The sequence below is a fragment of the Streptomyces sp. NPDC059828 genome (assembly GCF_042731955.1).
Lineage (GTDB): Bacteria > Actinomycetota > Actinomycetes > Streptomycetales > Streptomycetaceae > Streptomyces.
On the sequence record NZ_JBHWIW010000067.1, the window covers coordinates 1 to 14,766 of the forward strand.

Here is a 14,766-nt window from a genome sequence, read left to right on the forward strand (position 1 = left end):
GGAGGCGCGGCTCTCCGGCTCCGCTGACGGACGGCGGCGGTCCGCTACGGTCCGGGCCCAGCCGTCCGTCAGCGGGCGGTCAGTACGACGAACCCGACGCGCCCAGCGAACCCGTGGGGTGCCAGACCGTCTTGGTCTCCAGGAACGCGGTCATCCGGCGGGTGCCCGGGTCAGCCGACCAGTCGTCGGCGCCCCGGCGGAGCAGCCGCTTGAGGTTGTCCGCCGCGGCGGCCTCCAGCTCCTTCGCCAACTGCTCGTCCGCGCCGGTCAGGTCGATCGCGTTGACGTCCTGGTGGGCGGCGAGCGGGGTGGCGAGCTCGGAGGTGCGGCCGGACAGGACGTTGACCACGCCGCCGGGCAGATCCGAGGTGGCCAGCACCTCGCCGAGGGACAGGGCCGGCAGCGGGGCCCTCTCGGAGGCGATGACCACGACCGTGTTGCCCGTCGCGATCGCCGGGGCGATCACCGACACCAGGCCCAGGAAGGACGACTCCTGCGGGGCCAGCACCGTGACGACACCGGTCGGCTCGGGCGTGGACAGGTTGAAGTACGGACCCGCGACCGGGTTCGCCCCGCCCACGATCTGGCCGATCTTGTCGGTCCAGCCCGCGTACCAGACCCAGCGGTCGATCGCCGCGTCCACCACCGCGACCGCCTTGGACTTGGACAGGCCCTCGGCGTCGGCCACCTCGCGCACGAACTGCTCGCGGCGGCCTTCCAGCATCTCGGCGATGCGGTAGAGGATCTGGCCGCGGTTGTACGCGGTGGCGCCCGACCAGGCGCCGAACGCCTTGCGCGCCGCGACGACCGCGTCACGGGCGTCCTTGCGGGACGACAGCGGGGCGTTGGCCAGCCAGTTGCCCTTGGAGTCGGTCACCTCGTACACCCGTCCGCTCTCGCTGCGGGGGAACTTGCCCCCGACGAACAGCTTGTAGGTCTTGAAGACGCTGAGGCGCGAATCAGACATCGAGGTAGGCCTCCAGACCGTGACGGCCGCCCTCGCGGCCGAAGCCCGACTCCTTGTAGCCGCCGAACGGCGAGGTCGGGTCGAACTTGTTGAAGGTGTTGGCCCAGACCACACCGGCGCGGAGCTTGTTCGCCACCGCGAGGATGCGGGAGCCCTTCTCCGTCCAGATGCCCGCGGACAGGCCGTACTGGCTGTTGTTGGCCTTGGCGACGGCCTCGTCCGGAGTGCGGAAGGTCAGCACCGACAGCACCGGTCCGAAGATCTCGTCACGGGCGATGGTGTGCGCCTGGGTGACGTTCGTGAAGAGCGTCGGGGCGAACCAGTAGCCGGACGAGGGCAGCTCGCACGGGGCGGACCAGCGCTCGGCGCCCTCGGCCTCGCCGGTCTCCGCGAGCGCGGTGATCCGGGCCAGCTGCTCCGCCGAGTTGATCGCGCCGATGTCGGTGTTCTTGTCCATCGGGTCGCCGAGGCGCAGCGTGGACAGCCGCCGCTTGAGCGACTCCAGCAGCTCGTCCTGGATCGACTCCTGCACCAGCAGCCGGGAGCCCGCGCAGCAGACCTGGCCCTGGTTGAAGAAGATGCCGCCGACGATGCCCTCGACGGCCTGGTCGATCGGGGCGTCGTCGAAGACGATGTTGGCGCCCTTGCCGCCCAGCTCCAGGGTGACCTTCTTGTCGGTCCCGGCCACGGAGCGGGCGATGGCCTTGCCGACCGCGGTGGAGCCGGTGAAGGCGACCTTGTTGACGTCCGGGTGCCCGACGAGGGCCTCGCCCGCGTCACCGTAGCCGGGAAGGATGTTGACGACACCCTTGGGCAGTCCGGCCTGGCGGCAGATGTCCGCGAAGAACAGCGCCGACAGCGGGGTGGTCTCGGCGGGCTTCAGCACCACCGTGTTGCCGGTGGCCAGTGCCGGGGCGATCTTCCAGGCCAGCATCAGCAGCGGGAAGTTCCAGGGGATGACCTGGCCCGCGACACCCAGCGGCCGCGGATCCGGGCCGTAGCCCGCGTGGTCGAGCTTGTCGGCCCAGCCGGCGTAGTAGAAGAAGTGCGCCGCGACCAGGGGCAGGTCGGCGTCGCGGGTCTCCCTGATCGGCTTTCCGTTGTCCAGGGTCTCCAGGACGGCCAGCTCACGCGAGCGCTCCTGGATGATCCGGGCGATGCGGAACAGGTACTTGGCGCGCTCGGAACCCGGCAGCGCCGACCACTTCTCGAACGCCTTGCGAGCGGCCTTCACGGCCCGGTCGACGTCCTCGGAGCCCGCCTGGGCGACCTCGGACAGCACCTCCTCGGTGGACGGGGAGACCGTCTTGAAGACCTTGCCGTCGGCGGCGTCGGTGAACTCGCCGTCGATGAAGAGGCCGTACGAGGGCGCGATGTCGACGACCGACCGCGACTCGGGAGCGGGTGCGTATTCAAAGGACATGGTCATCTCGCTCAGTCCACCGTCACGTAGTCGGGGCCGGAGTATCGGCCGGTCGCCAGCTTCTGGCGCTGCATCAGCAGATCGTTGAGCAGGCTCGAGGCGCCGAAGCGGAACCAGTGGTTGTCCAGCCAGTCAGCACCGGCGGTCTCGTTGACCAGCACCAGGAACTTGATTGCGTCCTTGCTCGTGCGAATGCCTCCGGCGGGCTTCACACCCACCTGAACCCCGGTCTGTGCGCGGAAGTCGCGGACGGCCTCCAGCATGAGCAGGGTGTTCGCCGGGGTGGCGTTCACGGCGACCTTGCCGGTGGACGTCTTGATGAAGTCGGCCCCGGCCATCATGCCGAGCCAGGAGGCACGGCGGATGTTGTCGTACGTCGAGAGCTCGCCGGTCTCGAAGATGACCTTCAGGCGCGCGGCGCCCGAGGCCTCCTTGACCGCCTGGATCTCCTCGAAGACCTTCATGTACTTGCCCGCGAGGAACGCCCCGCGGTCGATCACCATGTCGATCTCGTCGGCCCCGGCCTCGACGGCGTCACGGGTGTCCGCGAGCTTCACGTCAAGTGCCGCACGGCCCGCGGGGAAGGCGGTGGCGACGGAGGCGACCTTCACGCCGGCCCCGCCGATGGCGGCCTTGGCGGTGGCCACCATGTCGGGGTAGACGCAGACGGCGGCCGTCTTCGGGGTCGTACGGTCGGTCGGGTCGGGGTTGACGGCCTTGGCGGCGAGCGCCCGGACCTTGCCCGGGGTGTCCGCGCCTTCCAGCGTCGTCAGGTCGATCATCGAGATGGCCAGGTCGATGGCGTACGCCTTGGCCGTCGTCTTGATGGAGCGGGTGCCGAGGGACGCGGCGCGCGCTTCCAGGCCGACGGCGTCGACACCGGGCAGCCCGTGCAGGAAGCGGCGCAGTGCGCTGTCGGACGTGGTCACGTCAGCGAATGCAGGTGCAATGATGGGCATGGTCACCAGGGGAGCATATCTACGCGCGTAGCGACTGTACAGTCCCGGGTCCGATTCCGGCCGGTCCGGGCAGTCGCCCGGTTCCTGGTTCAGGCCCGCCACCGCGACGATCCGGTCCTGGCGGATAGTTGTCCACAGGCCCTCCTTGGGTCGGGGGCAGGTGAGGCAGAATCGAGGGCATGACGACCTCCAGCCCAGGCCAGGGCCCCGACCAGCAGCCCGTCGAGCCGGTGTACGCCGACCGCGTCTTCCGGTCCGTCGCCGGAATGGTCTGCGGTGGGCTGATGCTCGCGGTCGCCGCCTGGATCGGCGGCGACGCACTGGTGCGCGGCGAGGGTCGTGCTCCCTGGCTGGCGCTCGCGGCGCTGCTGCTCGCGCTGCCGCTGATCGTCGCGTTCACGCTGAGGCCCGCGGTGTTCGCCAACGACGACCGGCTCCGGATCAGGAACCCGTTCCGCACGATCGTGCTCCCGTGGGCAGCGGTCGCCGCTGTCAGGGCCGGCTATTCCAGCGAGGTCTTCACCCAGGAGGGCACCAAGTACCAGCTCTGGGCCGTGCCGGTGTCTCTGGGCAAGCGCAAGCGCGCCGCCCGCAGACAGACGATGGCCGCTCACGACGACCCGCACGGTCGCACCTCCGTGACTGCCGATGTCACCGACACCCGCTCCCGGCTCGCGCCCGCCGACCAGACGATCGCGGACCTGCGCGAGATGAGCGAGCGCTGCGCCTCCCGCCCCGGCGCGCAGGGCGAGCCCCAGGTGCGCTGGGCCTACGAGGTGATAGCCCCCGCGGTCGCGGGCGCGATCCTGCTCGTGGTGCTGCTGGCCATCGGCTGAGGCGTCGCGCGGGTCCGACCCGCCCCAGCCCGCTGTACGTACCCATCACCCGCACCGCCACAGACGGCGGTGCAGCCGGTCACGGCGGGCCCGACCACACCAGCAGCAGATACGTGCCGAACCACGCGGACGAGAGCACCGCACCGCCCAGCACCAGCGCCACCACGGCACGCCGCGCCCGTGCCAGCGCCAGGGCGATCGGCAGCAGCAGGGGAAACGCCGGCATGAGAAACCGCGCACGGGGGAAGTACACGCCTCCACTGCCGAGGACGACGGCCAGCAGCACGCCCGAGAAGACCACCAGCAGCAGCGGCTGGCGGTCCGCCAGACAGAGCAGGTACAAGCCGACTGACAGCAGGAGGACGACCGACACGACGACCAGGAACAGCGTGGGCGTCGCGTCATAGGCGAGCTGCTCGCGTAGCTGCCGGAGCGTCTCCCGGCCACCGTCCCACTCGTTGCGCCACAGCTTCTGTACGGCGAAGTACCCGTCCCAGCGGCCGACCCGCAGCCCCACCCAGCCGACGTACCCGGCCCACCCCAGAGGCGCGAGCAGCGCACCGGCGAGCGCTCGCCGGTCCCGGGTCCCGGCGTACGCCACCAGGCCCGCGAGGGTCACGGCGGCGGCCACGGCGATACCCGTCGGCCGGGTCAGCCCTGCCAGCGTCGCGAGCGGGCCCGCCCACAGCCAGCGGCCCCTGAGCCCCGCGTGGAGGGCCCAGGCGGTGAGAGCGGTGAACAGCGACTCGGTGTAGCCCATCCACTGGACGATCCCGACGGGCGTCGCGGCCCACAGCACCGTGAGCACGGTCCCGGCGCGCGGCCCGTGCAGGAGGTCGCCGACCGCGAAGATCCCCCAGGCGGCGACCAGCGACGCCACCACGGCGATCGCCAGTGCGACGGAGGCGCGGGTGCCGGGCGTCACCGCGGCGACGGCCTTCACCAGCCCGGGGTAGAGGGGGAAGAACGCCAGGTTGTTGGAGTCCAGCGCGGTGCCCAGCCCCTGCTGGTACCCGTGGTCCGCGATGCCCAGGTACCAGCGGGAGTCCCAGGTGGTGGCGAGGGTCGGCCACACACCGCGGCCCTGGACGTGCGTCCAGCGGGCGAGTACGAGCAGCCCGAACAGCCGTACCACCACATACCCGAGCAGTGCGGGAGCCACCTTGCCCAGAGCCCGCGACAACCGCTGCTTCGCGCCGTCCGGTGCGCCGCCGCCTCCCGGGGCCGGCGGGCGGCGGGAGGCGGGCACGGTGCGGTGGGGCGTTGTTGCGGTGGGAGGCACTGCGGCTGCTCCGGTGGCTCGGCGGGCGTCAGGCCGTGCTCGCGAACTCCCGCCCGGCTCACGACGCCCGGCACACGCACTCGCTGCGTTTGCGGAGTCGTCCGAGTGCACCCGGGACGTGGACGGCCTCCGCCCTTCGTGCGGACGGCGCCAGCTCTCCAACACGGCCTACCGGGGTCACTTTCACCCGCACAGGCGGGCCGGGCACGGGTGCTGCGTCAACTGCCGTACGGGATTCACCCGCAGGAAGACAGCCCCGTGCCCAGCCTCCGTGCCCGGGTCCCGGCGTCAGATACCGGCGGCAGCTGCCAGGTCCGTCTTGATCGCTCCGAGTACCTCGGCCGCCCGGCCGCGTGCACCGGACAGCTCGCTCGCGTCCGCGACCGGCACCACGACCTCCAGGTAGCACTTCAGCTTGGGCTCGGTACCGCTCGGGCGGACGATCACCCGGGCCTTGAACTCGCCCTCGAGGTGGTACCGCAGACCGTCCGTGGGCGGCAGCTGGGCGGTGCCCTTCGTCAGGTCCTCCGCCGAGACCACGTGCAGCCCGGCCAGCAGCACCGGCGGCTGCTCGCGCAGCCGGCGCATCGCGTCGGCGATGACGCCCAGGTCCTCGACCCGGACCGAGAGCTGGTCGGTGGCGTGCAGCCCGTGCTCCACGGCGAGGTCGTCCAGCAGGTCCGAGAGGCCGCGGTCCTGTGCCTTCAGCTCCGACGCCAGCTCGGCGACCATCAGCGCGGCGGTGATGCCGTCCTTGTCCCGTACGCCCTCGGGGTCGACGCAGTAGCCCAGCGCCTCTTCGTAGCCGTACCGCAGACCCTCGACACGGGCGATCCACTTGAAGCCGGTCAGGGTCTCCTCGTAGCCGAGACCGGCCGCCGCGGCGATCCGGCCGAGCAGCGAGGACGACACGATCGACTCCGCGAAGGTGCGCCGCTCGTCGCTCGCGGACACGCCCTTGTGGACCAGGTGCGCGGCGAGCAGCGCGCCCACCTCGTCACCGCGGAGCATCCGCCAGCCGCCTTCCACACCGTCGTCCGGCACGGCGACGGCGCAACGGTCGGCGTCGGGGTCATTGGCGATCACGATGTCCGGCCCGGCCTCGCGCGCCTTCGCGAAGGCGAGGTCCATCGCCCCCGGCTCCTCCGGGTTGGGGAACGCGACCGTCGGGAACGCGGGGTCGGGCTCCGCCTGTTCCTCGACGAGCACGGGAGCGGGGAAGCCGGCCCGCTCCCAGGCGGCCAGCACCACGTCCTTGCCGACGCCGTGCATGGCCGTGTAGACCACGCGGGCCGTACGCGGCGACGCAGGGCTCAGCACCGCGTCCGTGCGCGCCAGATACGCCTCCAGGACCTCGTCCCCGAGCGTCTCCCAGCCCGACTCGGGCCGCGGGACGTCGTGCAGGCTGCCCACCGCCTCGATCCGCTCGGCGATCCCGGCGTCGGCGGGCGGCACGATCTGGGAGCCGTCGCCCAGGTAGACCTTGTAGCCGTTGTCGCGCGGCGGATTGTGGCTGGCGGTCACCTCGACCCCGGCGACGGCCCCCAGATGCCTGATCGCGAACGCGAGCACCGGTGTCGGGAGCGGCCGGGGCAGCAAGGCGGCGCGCAGCCCTGCGCCGATCATCACGGCGGCCGTGTCCAGGGCGAAGTCCGCGGACTTGTAGCGGGCGTCGTAGCCGATGACGACGAGGCCGCCGGTATGCCCCTGCGCCTTCAGATAGGCGGCGAGGCCGGCCGCGGCCCGGATGACCACGGCACGGTTCATCCGCATGGGCCCGGCCCCGAGCTCCCCGCGCAGCCCGGCCGTCCCGAACTGGAGCGTCCCGGCGAACCGCGCCTCGAGCTCCGTGGTGTCCCCGGCCTCGATGAGGCGGCTCAGCTCCTCCCGCGTGTCCCCGTCCGGGTCCTCGGCGAGCCAAGCCTCTGCTCTGGCGATCAGGTCCTGCGCCACGGTGATGTGCCTCTCTGATGTCGTTGTGCGTACGGCTTAGGGCTACCCGTCCGGGCGGGCACCACCACCAGCGGCGTCTCCACGGTGGGGGCAGGCGTGTGGAACCGGGCCCGTCAGGGGTCTCCCGGACAAGTCCCCGGAGTTTGCGGACGGACACTCCTCCGTACGGGGTGCGGCGCACCGCGAAACCGGCCCACCACGTGGCTCCGAAGCCCGCCGCGGTCGGGGCGGCCCTCAGGCGTGCCCCGACCGCGGCGGGCTTCGGACGGGCCCTGGGCCGGGCCGGGACTAGATGCGGGACAGAACCTTGGTCAGCAGCTCGCCCATCCGCGCCGCCGAGTCGCGTCCTGCCTGGAGGACCTCCTCGTGGTTGAGGGGCTCGCCCGACAGGCCGGCGGCCAGATTCGTCACCAGGGAGATGCCGAGCACCTCCGCACCCGCCTCGCGGGCCGCGATGGCCTCGAGCACGGTGGACATGCCGACGAGGTCGCCGCCCATCACGCGGACCATGTTGATCTCGGCCGGGGTCTCGTAGTGCGGGCCGGGGAACTGGACGTACACGCCTTCCTCCAGCGTCGCGTCCACCTCCTTGCACAGCGCCCGCAGCCGCGGCGAGTACAGGTCGGTCAGGTCCACGAAGTTCGCGCCGATGATCGGGGACGCGGCCGTCAGGTTGATGTGGTCGCTGATCAGCACGGGCTGACCGGGGCGCATGCCCTCGCGCAGACCGCCGCAGCCGTTGGTGAGGACAACGGTCTTGCAGCCCGCAGCGACGGCGGTGCGCACACCATGGGCGACGGCGGCCACGCCGCGGCCCTCGTAGTAGTGGGTGCGGCCCAGGAAGACCAGCGCGCGCTTCGCGCCGATCTTGTACGAGCGGATCGTGCCGCCGTGCCCCTCGACAGCGGGCGGGGGGAAGCCGGGCAGCTCGGTGACCGGGAATTCGGCCTCGGGAGCGCCGAGGGCGTCGACGGCCGGCGCCCAGCCGGAGCCCATCACCAGGGCGACGTCGTGGGTCTCGGCGCCCGTGAGCTCACGCAGGCGGGCAGCGGCCTCGGAGGCGGCGGCATGGGGATCCGGGTTAACAGAAACGTTCACAGGCAAAGCCTAGCCCGAGAAACCCTACGCGCGTAGATGGCAATGCTCACTAGATCTGCGACCGTTTTCTCGTCGCATTCGACAAGAGCGGCCGACGAGGGGTGTCGATCAGACGTACGAATGGCCGGCCGTCTGATTCGGCCCCACTAAGCCCCTATAAGCCCGACTCAGCCCTACTCAGGCCTGTTTCGGCCTAACAGGGCCGCTTGCGCAGCTCCATCACATAGTCGTGCGGCGCCCCCGCCGACTCCGCCGCGTCCGCGATCTCGCCCAGATAGCGCGCGGAGGGCAGCCCGCCCTCGTAGCCGTTCAGCACGTAGACCCAGGCCGCTTCCTCGCCGTCCAGTGTGTGCACCCGCACCCGCATCCGCCGGTATATGTCGAGCCCGACGCCCTCCCAGCGGTCCATCGATTCCTCGTCCAGCGGCGCGATGTCGTACAGCGCGACGAAGACCTGGGAACGCGGCGCCTCCACGATGGTGGCCAGTGCCCCTTCCCAGCCCATCTGCTCGCCGCCGAAGGTCAGCCGCCAGCCGTTGAGCCAGCCGGTGCCGCGCAGCGGGGAGTGCGGGGCGCGGCGGGTCATCAGCCGCGCGTCGAGGTTGCCGGCGTACGCGGCGTAGAGCGACATGAGATCGAGGGTACGGGAGGGGGCGTGCCGTTGGCCTGTCTCCATGGTCCGCATCACGTACCGAGCCCCTCTGCGCCTCGTCCCGCACTGTCCGAATCCCGACCCGGCGCGAAGCACTTTGAAGCGTGCGGGACAATGGGTGCGACGGACACCCGGCAGAGCGAGAGCGCGAGGCGTAACCCCAGTGACCCGGATCGTGATCATCGGCGGCGGACCCGGCGGATACGAGGCGGCCCTGGTGGCGGCCCAGCTCGGCGCGGAGGTGACCGTCGTCGACAGCGACGGCCTCGGCGGAGCCTCCGTACTCACCGACTGCGTGCCCTCGAAGACCCTGATCGCCACCGCCGAGGTGATGACCAACTTCGACTCCTCCCACGAGGAGCTCGGCATCATCGTGGCCGACGACACCCCGCACGTCGAGCAGGCCGCCCGGATCGTGGGCGTCGACCTCGGCAAGGTCAACCGACGGGTGAAGCGGCTCGCGCTCGCCCAGTCGCACGACATCACCGCGTCCGTGACCCGCGCCGGCGCCCGCGTCATGCGCGGTCGCGGCCGGCTCGACGGCCAGCAGGCCAGCGACGGCTCCCGCCACGTCATCGTCACGGCGGCCGACGGCACCGAGGAGACCCTCACCGCCGACGCGGTGCTGCTCGCCACCGGCGGTCACCCGCGCGAGATCCCCGACGCGCTGCCCGACGGCGAGCGCATCCTGAACTGGACCCAGGTCTACGACCTCACCGAGCTCCCCGAGGAGCTGATCGTGGTGGGTTCCGGTGTCACGGGAGCCGAGTTCGCCGGCGCGTACCAGGCGCTGGGGTCCCGGGTCACCCTGGTCTCGTCCCGCGACCGCGTGCTGCCGGGTGAGGACCCGGACGCCGCGGCCGTCCTGGAGGACGTGTTCCGGCGCCGGGGCATGAACGTCATGGCGCGCTCCCGCGCCCAGTCCGCCAAGCGGGTCGGCGACCGCGTCGAAGTGACCCTCGCGGACGGCCGGGTCATCTCCGGCACGCACTGCCTGATGGCGGTCGGTGCGATCCCCAACTCCGCCGGGATGGGCCTGGAGGAGGCCGGTGTCCGCCTCACCGACTCCGGCCACATCTGGACCGACAAGGTCTCCCGCACGTCCGCGCCCGGTGTGTACGCGGCCGGTGACGTCACCGGGGTGTTCGCCCTGGCCTCGGTCGCCGCGATGCAGGGCCGGATCGCGATGTACCACTTCCTCGGCGACGCGGTCGCCCCGCTGAACCTCAAGACGGTCTCGTCGAACGTCTTCACCGACCCCGAGATCGCGACGGTCGGCTACACGCAGGCCGACGTGGACTCCGGGGTGATCGACGCCCGGGTCGTCAAGCTGCCGCTGCTGCGTAACCCGCGCGCGAAGATGCAGGGCATCCGGGACGGTTTCGTCAAGATCTTCTGCCGTCCAGGCACCGGGATCGTGGTCGGGGGTGTGGTCGTGTCCCCGCGCGCTTCGGAACTGATCCACCCCATCTCGATCGCGGTCGACAACAATCTGACGGTGGAACAGATCGCAAACGCTTTCACCGTGTACCCCTCGCTTTCGGGCTCGATCGCGGAGGTGGCGCGGCAGCTCCACACGCGCAAGACGGCGGGTGACGCGTAGGTGACGCCCAGGCGAAGCCCGGGCCAGGCATAACGGGGGCATTCGCGGCCAAGCGGGACGTACTCCTGGTGGGCGCCGACGGATCCTTACCATGTGGGGGTCCGTCTTGTACGGAACTTCGCTGATTCGGCGCAAAGCGCTGAAAAGTATCGGCCGGTCAGGTTACTGTCAGTTTCGTGTTCGCTGCAGAACGTCGTCAGTTGATCCTCGAAATGGTGCGCGCCAATGGAGCCGTGTCGCTCCGTGAGCTCGCCCGCGTAGTCCAGACCTCCGAAGTGACCGTACGCCGGGACGTGCGGGCGCTCGAGGCAGAAGGACTCCTCGACCGCCGGCATGGCGGTGCGGTGCTGCCGGGTGGATTCACGCGAGAGTCCGGCTTCCCGCAGAAATCCCATCTCGCGACCGCGGAGAAGACGGCGATCGCCGACGCCGCCGCGGCTCTGGTTGAAGAGGGCGAGGCCATCGTGGTCGGCGCCGGTACGACCACCCAGGAGCTGGCACGCCGGCTCGCCCGGGTCCCCGGGCTGACCGTGGTGACCAACTCGCTGCTGGTCGCCCAGGCGCTCGCGCACGCCAACCGTGTCGAGGTCGTCATGACCGGGGGCACCCTGCGTGGCTCGAACTACGCGCTGGTCGGCAGTGGGGCGGAACAGTCCCTCCAAGGGCTGCGGGTGTCACGTGCCTTCCTGTCCGGGAGCGGTCTCACGGCCGAGCGCGGCCTGTCCACGTCCAACATGCTGTCGGCGAGCGTCGACCGGGCGCTGGTGCAGGCGGCGGCGGAGGTGGTGGTGCTCGCGGATCACACCAAGCTGGGTACGGACACCATGTTCCAGACCGTGCCGACGGATGTGATCACCCGTCTGGTGACGGACGAGCCCCCGCCGCACGACGACCGCGCCGCGACCGAGCTCCAGGCCCTCGCGGACCAGGGCGTCCAGGTCGCGGTGGCCGGTGCGGGCGGTGGTGCCGCGCGCCCTCGCCATGAGGTGCCCCTCCCCGGACAGCGGCGTACGCATCCGGGTGCGGCGGCGGGGCTGAGGGCAGCGGTGCTGGCGGAGCCGGAGCGCGCCCGCGTGGCAGACCTCCGCCGAAGGTAGCCCCCCGGCGGGGCGCGGGGCGGTTTCCCCGCGCCCCGCGCCGTGGGGCACCTCGGCGCCTCACCCCACGGGGTGCGGGGTGCCGTGAACCGCCACCCCTATGCCCCAAGGCCCCGCAGGGTCAGCCGCAGCAGGCGGTCAGGAAGGGCCGGGTCCTCCGGGGCCTGCTCCGCGGCGAGGGCGATCGCGTTGGTGAGCTGCATCAGGTCGCCGATCGAGACATCGGCCCGCACCACTCCCGCCCCCTGCGCCCGCGCCAGCAGTACCGCTCCCGCCTCGCGCAGGGGCTCGCTGCACTGGGACAGCGAGGCGGACATCAGGGCACGTGCCACACCCCGGTACTCGCCGGTATGGGTGATGAGCGCGCGCAGCCACTCCACCAGCGCCCCGCAGGGCTGCTCCGCCGACGCCAGCTGACGTGAGCGCTCCAGCAGGGATTCCAGGGCGTCCCGGAAGACCGCGTTCATCAGGGCGTGGCGATTCGGGAAGTGGCGGTAGAGGGTGCCGATGCCGACGCCGGCGCGACGGGCGATGTCCTCCAGGGAGGCATCCGTGCCGTGTTCGGCAAAGGCGGCGCGGGCCTCGACGAGCAGCCGTTCGTAGTTGCGGCGCGCATCGGCGCGCATCGGCCGGGCCGCTCCGGCCGTGCCGACTACGCCCGCCGTGCCGCCCGTGTCCGCCGCACCGGACGTACCCGCCGCACCGGCGGTATCCGCTGCCTCCGTGCCCGTGGTGCTCGTGGTCATGGCACCCAGCATGCCCCAAGGCCCCGCACGCGTGTGGGCCCCGCCGGGAATGCCCGGCGGGGCCCACACAGGGACACAGGTCCCGTCAGTTCTCAGTCCTTGATCAGTCCTTGATCTCGCAGATCACCGCACCGGAGGTGAGCGAAGCGCCCACCTCGGCGGAGAGGCCCTTGATGGTGCCGGAACGGTGCGCGTTCAGCGGCTGCTCCATCTTCATGGCCTCGAGCACGACGACCAGGTCGCCCTCGTTGACCTGCTGCCCCTCCTCGACCGCGACCTTGACGATCGTGCCCTGCATCGGGGACGCGAGGGTGTCACCGGAGGCCGCAGGGCCGGACTTCTTCGCCGCACGGCGCTTCGGCTTCGCGCCGCCCGCCGCGGCGGTGCGGGCGAGGGTCATGCCCAGCGACGACGGGAGGGAGACCTCGAGGCGCTTGCCGCCGACCTCGACCACCACGGTCTCGCGACCGGGCTCGTCCTCCACGTCGGCCTCGGCGGGGGCCGAGAAGGGCTTGATCTCGTTGACGAACTCGGTCTCGATCCACCGGGTGTGGACGGTGAACGGCTTGCCACCCTCCGGGGCGAAGGCGGAGTCGGCCACGACCGCGCGGTGGAAGGGGATGGCCGTGGCCATGCCCTCGACCTGGAACTCCGCCAGCGCGCGCCGGGCTCGATCCAGGGCCTGCTCACGGGTCGCGCCGGTGATGATCAGCTTGGCCAGCAGGGAGTCCCAGGCGGGACCGATGACGCTGCCGGACTCGACACCCGCGTCCAGCCGGACGCCGGGGCCGGTCGGCGGTACGAAGGAGGTGACGGTGCCCGGGGCGGGCAGGAAGTTGCGGCCCGGGTCCTCGCCGTTGATGCGGAACTCGAAGGAGTGACCGCGCAGCTCCGGGTCGTCGTAGCCGAGTGCCTCGCCGTCGGCGATACGGAACATCTCGCGGACCAGGTCGATACCGGTGACCTCTTCGGTGACCGGGTGCTCCACCTGGAGGCGGGTGTTGACCTCGAGGAAGGAGATCGTGCCGTCCGTGCCGACGAGGAACTCGACGGTGCCGGCGCCGACGTAGGCGGCTTCCTTGAGGATGGCCTTGGAGGCGCGGTAGAGCTCCGCGTTCTGCTCGTCCGTCAGGAACGGCGCGGGAGCCTCCTCGACCAGCTTCTGGTGGCGGCGCTGGAGCGAGCAGTCGCGGGTGGAGACCACCACCACGTTGCCGTGCTGGTCGGCCAGGCACTGGGTCTCGACGTGGCGGGGCTTGTCGAGGTACCGCTCCACGAAGCACTCGCCACGGCCGAAGGCGGCCACGGCCTCGCGTACGGCGGACTCGTACAGCTCGGGGACCTCCTCCAGGGTGCGGGCGACCTTCAGGCCGCGTCCGCCACCGCCGAAGGCGGCCTTGATGGCGATCGGGAGACCGTGCTCCTTGGCGAACGTGACGACCTCGTCCGAGCCCGAGACCGGGTCCGACGTGCCGGCGACGAGCGGGGCTCCGGCGCGCTGGGCGATGTGGCGGGCGGCGACCTTGTCGCCGAGGTCACGGATCGCGGCGGGCGGCGGCCCGATCCAGGTCAGTCCGGCGTCGATGACCGCCTGGGCGAATTCGGCGTTCTCGGAGAGGAAGCCGTATCCGGGGTGAATGGCGTCGGCGCCCGAATCTGCCGCGGCCTTCAGGACCTTCCCCATGTCCAGATAGCTGGCCGCCGGGGTGTCACCGCCCAGGGCGAACGCCTCATCGGCCGCGCGGACGTGCAGTGCGTCACGGTCCGGATCGGCGTAGACGGCTACGCTCGCGATCCCGGCGTCGCGGCAGGCACGGGCAACGCGGACAGCGATCTCGCCTCGGTTGGCGATGAGCACCTTGCGCACGATGGCTCCCTCCTTGCTGTGTTGTGCCGGGGGGATGCCACCCCCGGCATGCGGCTACGCCGCGGGCCGGACCCCGCTCCGGGATCTTCCCGGCCGGGGTACTCGGCGGGTCACCGCGCCGAAGACTTCGCTCAAACACGCTGAGTTTAGGGACTACCGACACGGGCTTTCGACCCGTTCCCACTCGTGAGCTTGCCCACACGGAGGGTGATCCGGGACATACCCATACCGTGAAACCCCTTGTCGCACCACGGTACGCCTGGTTCCTGCCGTGCAGCGTAGC

12 protein-coding genes are annotated in these 14,766 nt (G+C 71.3%); 3 read left to right on the top strand and 9 right to left on the bottom strand.

What is annotated here, in order from left to right; translation table 11 throughout:
* Nucleotides 1-79: 79 nt before the first annotated feature.
* From ACFV6V_RS28845 to deoC, 3 genes are read right to left on the bottom strand one after another with little or no spacing between them, the layout of a single operon-like run.
* Nucleotides 80-967, bottom strand: coding sequence for an aldehyde dehydrogenase family protein (locus ACFV6V_RS28845; protein WP_385570699.1), 888 nt, complete (start codon nt 965-967; stop codon nt 80-82).
* A complete protein-coding gene (locus ACFV6V_RS28850) occupies nt 960-2,396 on the bottom strand; it encodes an aldehyde dehydrogenase family protein (RefSeq protein WP_385570701.1) in 1,437 nt (478 codons plus the stop codon). Before ACFV6V_RS28850 ends, ACFV6V_RS28845 begins: the two co-directional genes overlap by 8 nt.
* A 5-nt stretch (nt 2,397-2,401) precedes the next feature.
* The gene (deoC, locus tag ACFV6V_RS28855) at nt 2,402-3,349 is read right to left on the bottom strand and encodes a deoxyribose-phosphate aldolase (RefSeq protein WP_385570732.1); all 948 of its coding nucleotides are present in this window, start codon (nt 3,347-3,349) and stop codon (nt 2,402-2,404) included.
* A 179-nt stretch (nt 3,350-3,528) separates the two neighbouring features.
* On the opposite strand from deoC, the gene ACFV6V_RS28860 reads away from it, so the two are divergent.
* The gene (locus ACFV6V_RS28860) at nt 3,529-4,185 is read left to right on the top strand and encodes a PH domain-containing protein (protein WP_385570702.1); all 657 of its coding nucleotides are present in this window, start codon (nt 3,529-3,531) and stop codon (nt 4,183-4,185) included.
* A 79-nt stretch (nt 4,186-4,264) separates the two neighbouring features.
* Here ACFV6V_RS28860 and ACFV6V_RS28865 read toward each other — a convergent pair whose 3' ends face one another.
* The 4 genes from ACFV6V_RS28865 to ACFV6V_RS28880 all read right to left on the bottom strand — a co-directional run bounded on the left by ACFV6V_RS28865 (nt 4,265) and on the right by ACFV6V_RS28880 (nt 9,149).
* Entirely contained in the window at nt 4,265-5,467 is a 1,203-nt protein-coding gene (locus tag ACFV6V_RS28865) for a hypothetical protein (RefSeq protein ID WP_385570704.1), read from the bottom strand.
* 288 nt (nt 5,468-5,755) lie between these two features.
* Nucleotides 5,756-7,420 carry a phospho-sugar mutase gene (locus tag ACFV6V_RS28870; RefSeq protein WP_385570705.1) on the bottom strand — a complete coding sequence of 555 codons (1,665 nt, stop codon included), beginning with the start codon at nt 7,418-7,420 and terminating at the stop codon, nt 5,756-5,758.
* Between the two features lie 288 nt (nt 7,421-7,708).
* A complete protein-coding gene (locus tag ACFV6V_RS28875; protein WP_385570707.1) occupies nt 7,709-8,518 on the bottom strand; it encodes a purine-nucleoside phosphorylase in 810 nt (269 codons plus the stop codon).
* Nucleotides 8,519-8,711: 193 nt separating this feature from the next.
* Nucleotides 8,712-9,149, bottom strand: coding sequence for a gamma-glutamylcyclotransferase (locus ACFV6V_RS28880; RefSeq protein WP_385570708.1), 438 nt, complete (start codon nt 9,147-9,149; stop codon nt 8,712-8,714).
* A 43-nt stretch (nt 9,150-9,192) separates the two neighbouring features.
* Here ACFV6V_RS28880 and ACFV6V_RS28885 point away from each other — a divergent pair, with 43 nt between their 5' ends.
* Nucleotides 9,193-10,773 carry an NAD(P)H-quinone dehydrogenase gene (locus ACFV6V_RS28885; RefSeq protein ID WP_385570710.1) on the top strand — a complete coding sequence of 527 codons (1,581 nt, stop codon included), beginning with the start codon at nt 9,193-9,195 and terminating at the stop codon, nt 10,771-10,773.
* A gap of 212 nt (nt 10,774-10,985) precedes the next feature.
* Entirely contained in the window at nt 10,986-11,870 is an 885-nt protein-coding gene (locus tag ACFV6V_RS28890; RefSeq protein ID WP_385570734.1) for a DeoR/GlpR family DNA-binding transcription regulator, read from the top strand.
* Nucleotides 11,871-11,968: 98 nt separating this feature from the next.
* Here ACFV6V_RS28890 and ACFV6V_RS28895 read toward each other — a convergent pair whose 3' ends face one another.
* Both ACFV6V_RS28895 and ACFV6V_RS28900 read right to left on the bottom strand, forming a co-directional pair.
* The gene (locus tag ACFV6V_RS28895; RefSeq protein ID WP_385570736.1) at nt 11,969-12,496 is read right to left on the bottom strand and encodes a TetR/AcrR family transcriptional regulator; all 528 of its coding nucleotides are present in this window, start codon (nt 12,494-12,496) and stop codon (nt 11,969-11,971) included.
* Nucleotides 12,497-12,719: 223 nt separating this feature from the next.
* Nucleotides 12,720-14,483, bottom strand: a complete 1,764-nt coding sequence (locus ACFV6V_RS28900; protein ID WP_385570711.1) for an acetyl/propionyl/methylcrotonyl-CoA carboxylase subunit alpha — start codon at nt 14,481-14,483, stop codon at nt 12,720-12,722.
* Between the last annotated feature and the right edge of the window lie 283 nt (nt 14,484-14,766).

Excerpts from the sequence above, each read along its gene's own strand:
- deoC (WP_385570732.1), bottom strand. The coding sequence starts at position 3,349 with ATGCCCATCATTGCACCTGCATTCGCTGACGTGACCACGTCCGACAGC.
- ACFV6V_RS28895 (WP_385570736.1), bottom strand. The coding sequence starts at position 12,496 with ATGCGCGCCGATGCGCGCCGCAACTACGAACGGCTGCTCGTCGAGGCC.
- ACFV6V_RS28880 (WP_385570708.1), bottom strand. The coding sequence starts at position 9,149 with ATGTCGCTCTACGCCGCGTACGCCGGCAACCTCGACGCGCGGCTGATG.
- ACFV6V_RS28845 (WP_385570699.1), bottom strand. The coding sequence starts at position 967 with ATGTCTGATTCGCGCCTCAGCGTCTTCAAGACCTACAAGCTGTTCGTC.
- ACFV6V_RS28890 (WP_385570734.1), top strand. The coding sequence starts at position 10,986 with ATGGTGCGCGCCAATGGAGCCGTGTCGCTCCGTGAGCTCGCCCGCGTA.
- ACFV6V_RS28860 (WP_385570702.1), top strand. The coding sequence starts at position 3,529 with ATGACGACCTCCAGCCCAGGCCAGGGCCCCGACCAGCAGCCCGTCGAG.
- ACFV6V_RS28850 (WP_385570701.1), bottom strand. The coding sequence starts at position 2,396 with ATGACCATGTCCTTTGAATACGCACCCGCTCCCGAGTCGCGGTCGGTC.
- ACFV6V_RS28885 (WP_385570710.1), top strand. The coding sequence starts at position 9,193 with ATGGTCCGCATCACGTACCGAGCCCCTCTGCGCCTCGTCCCGCACTGT.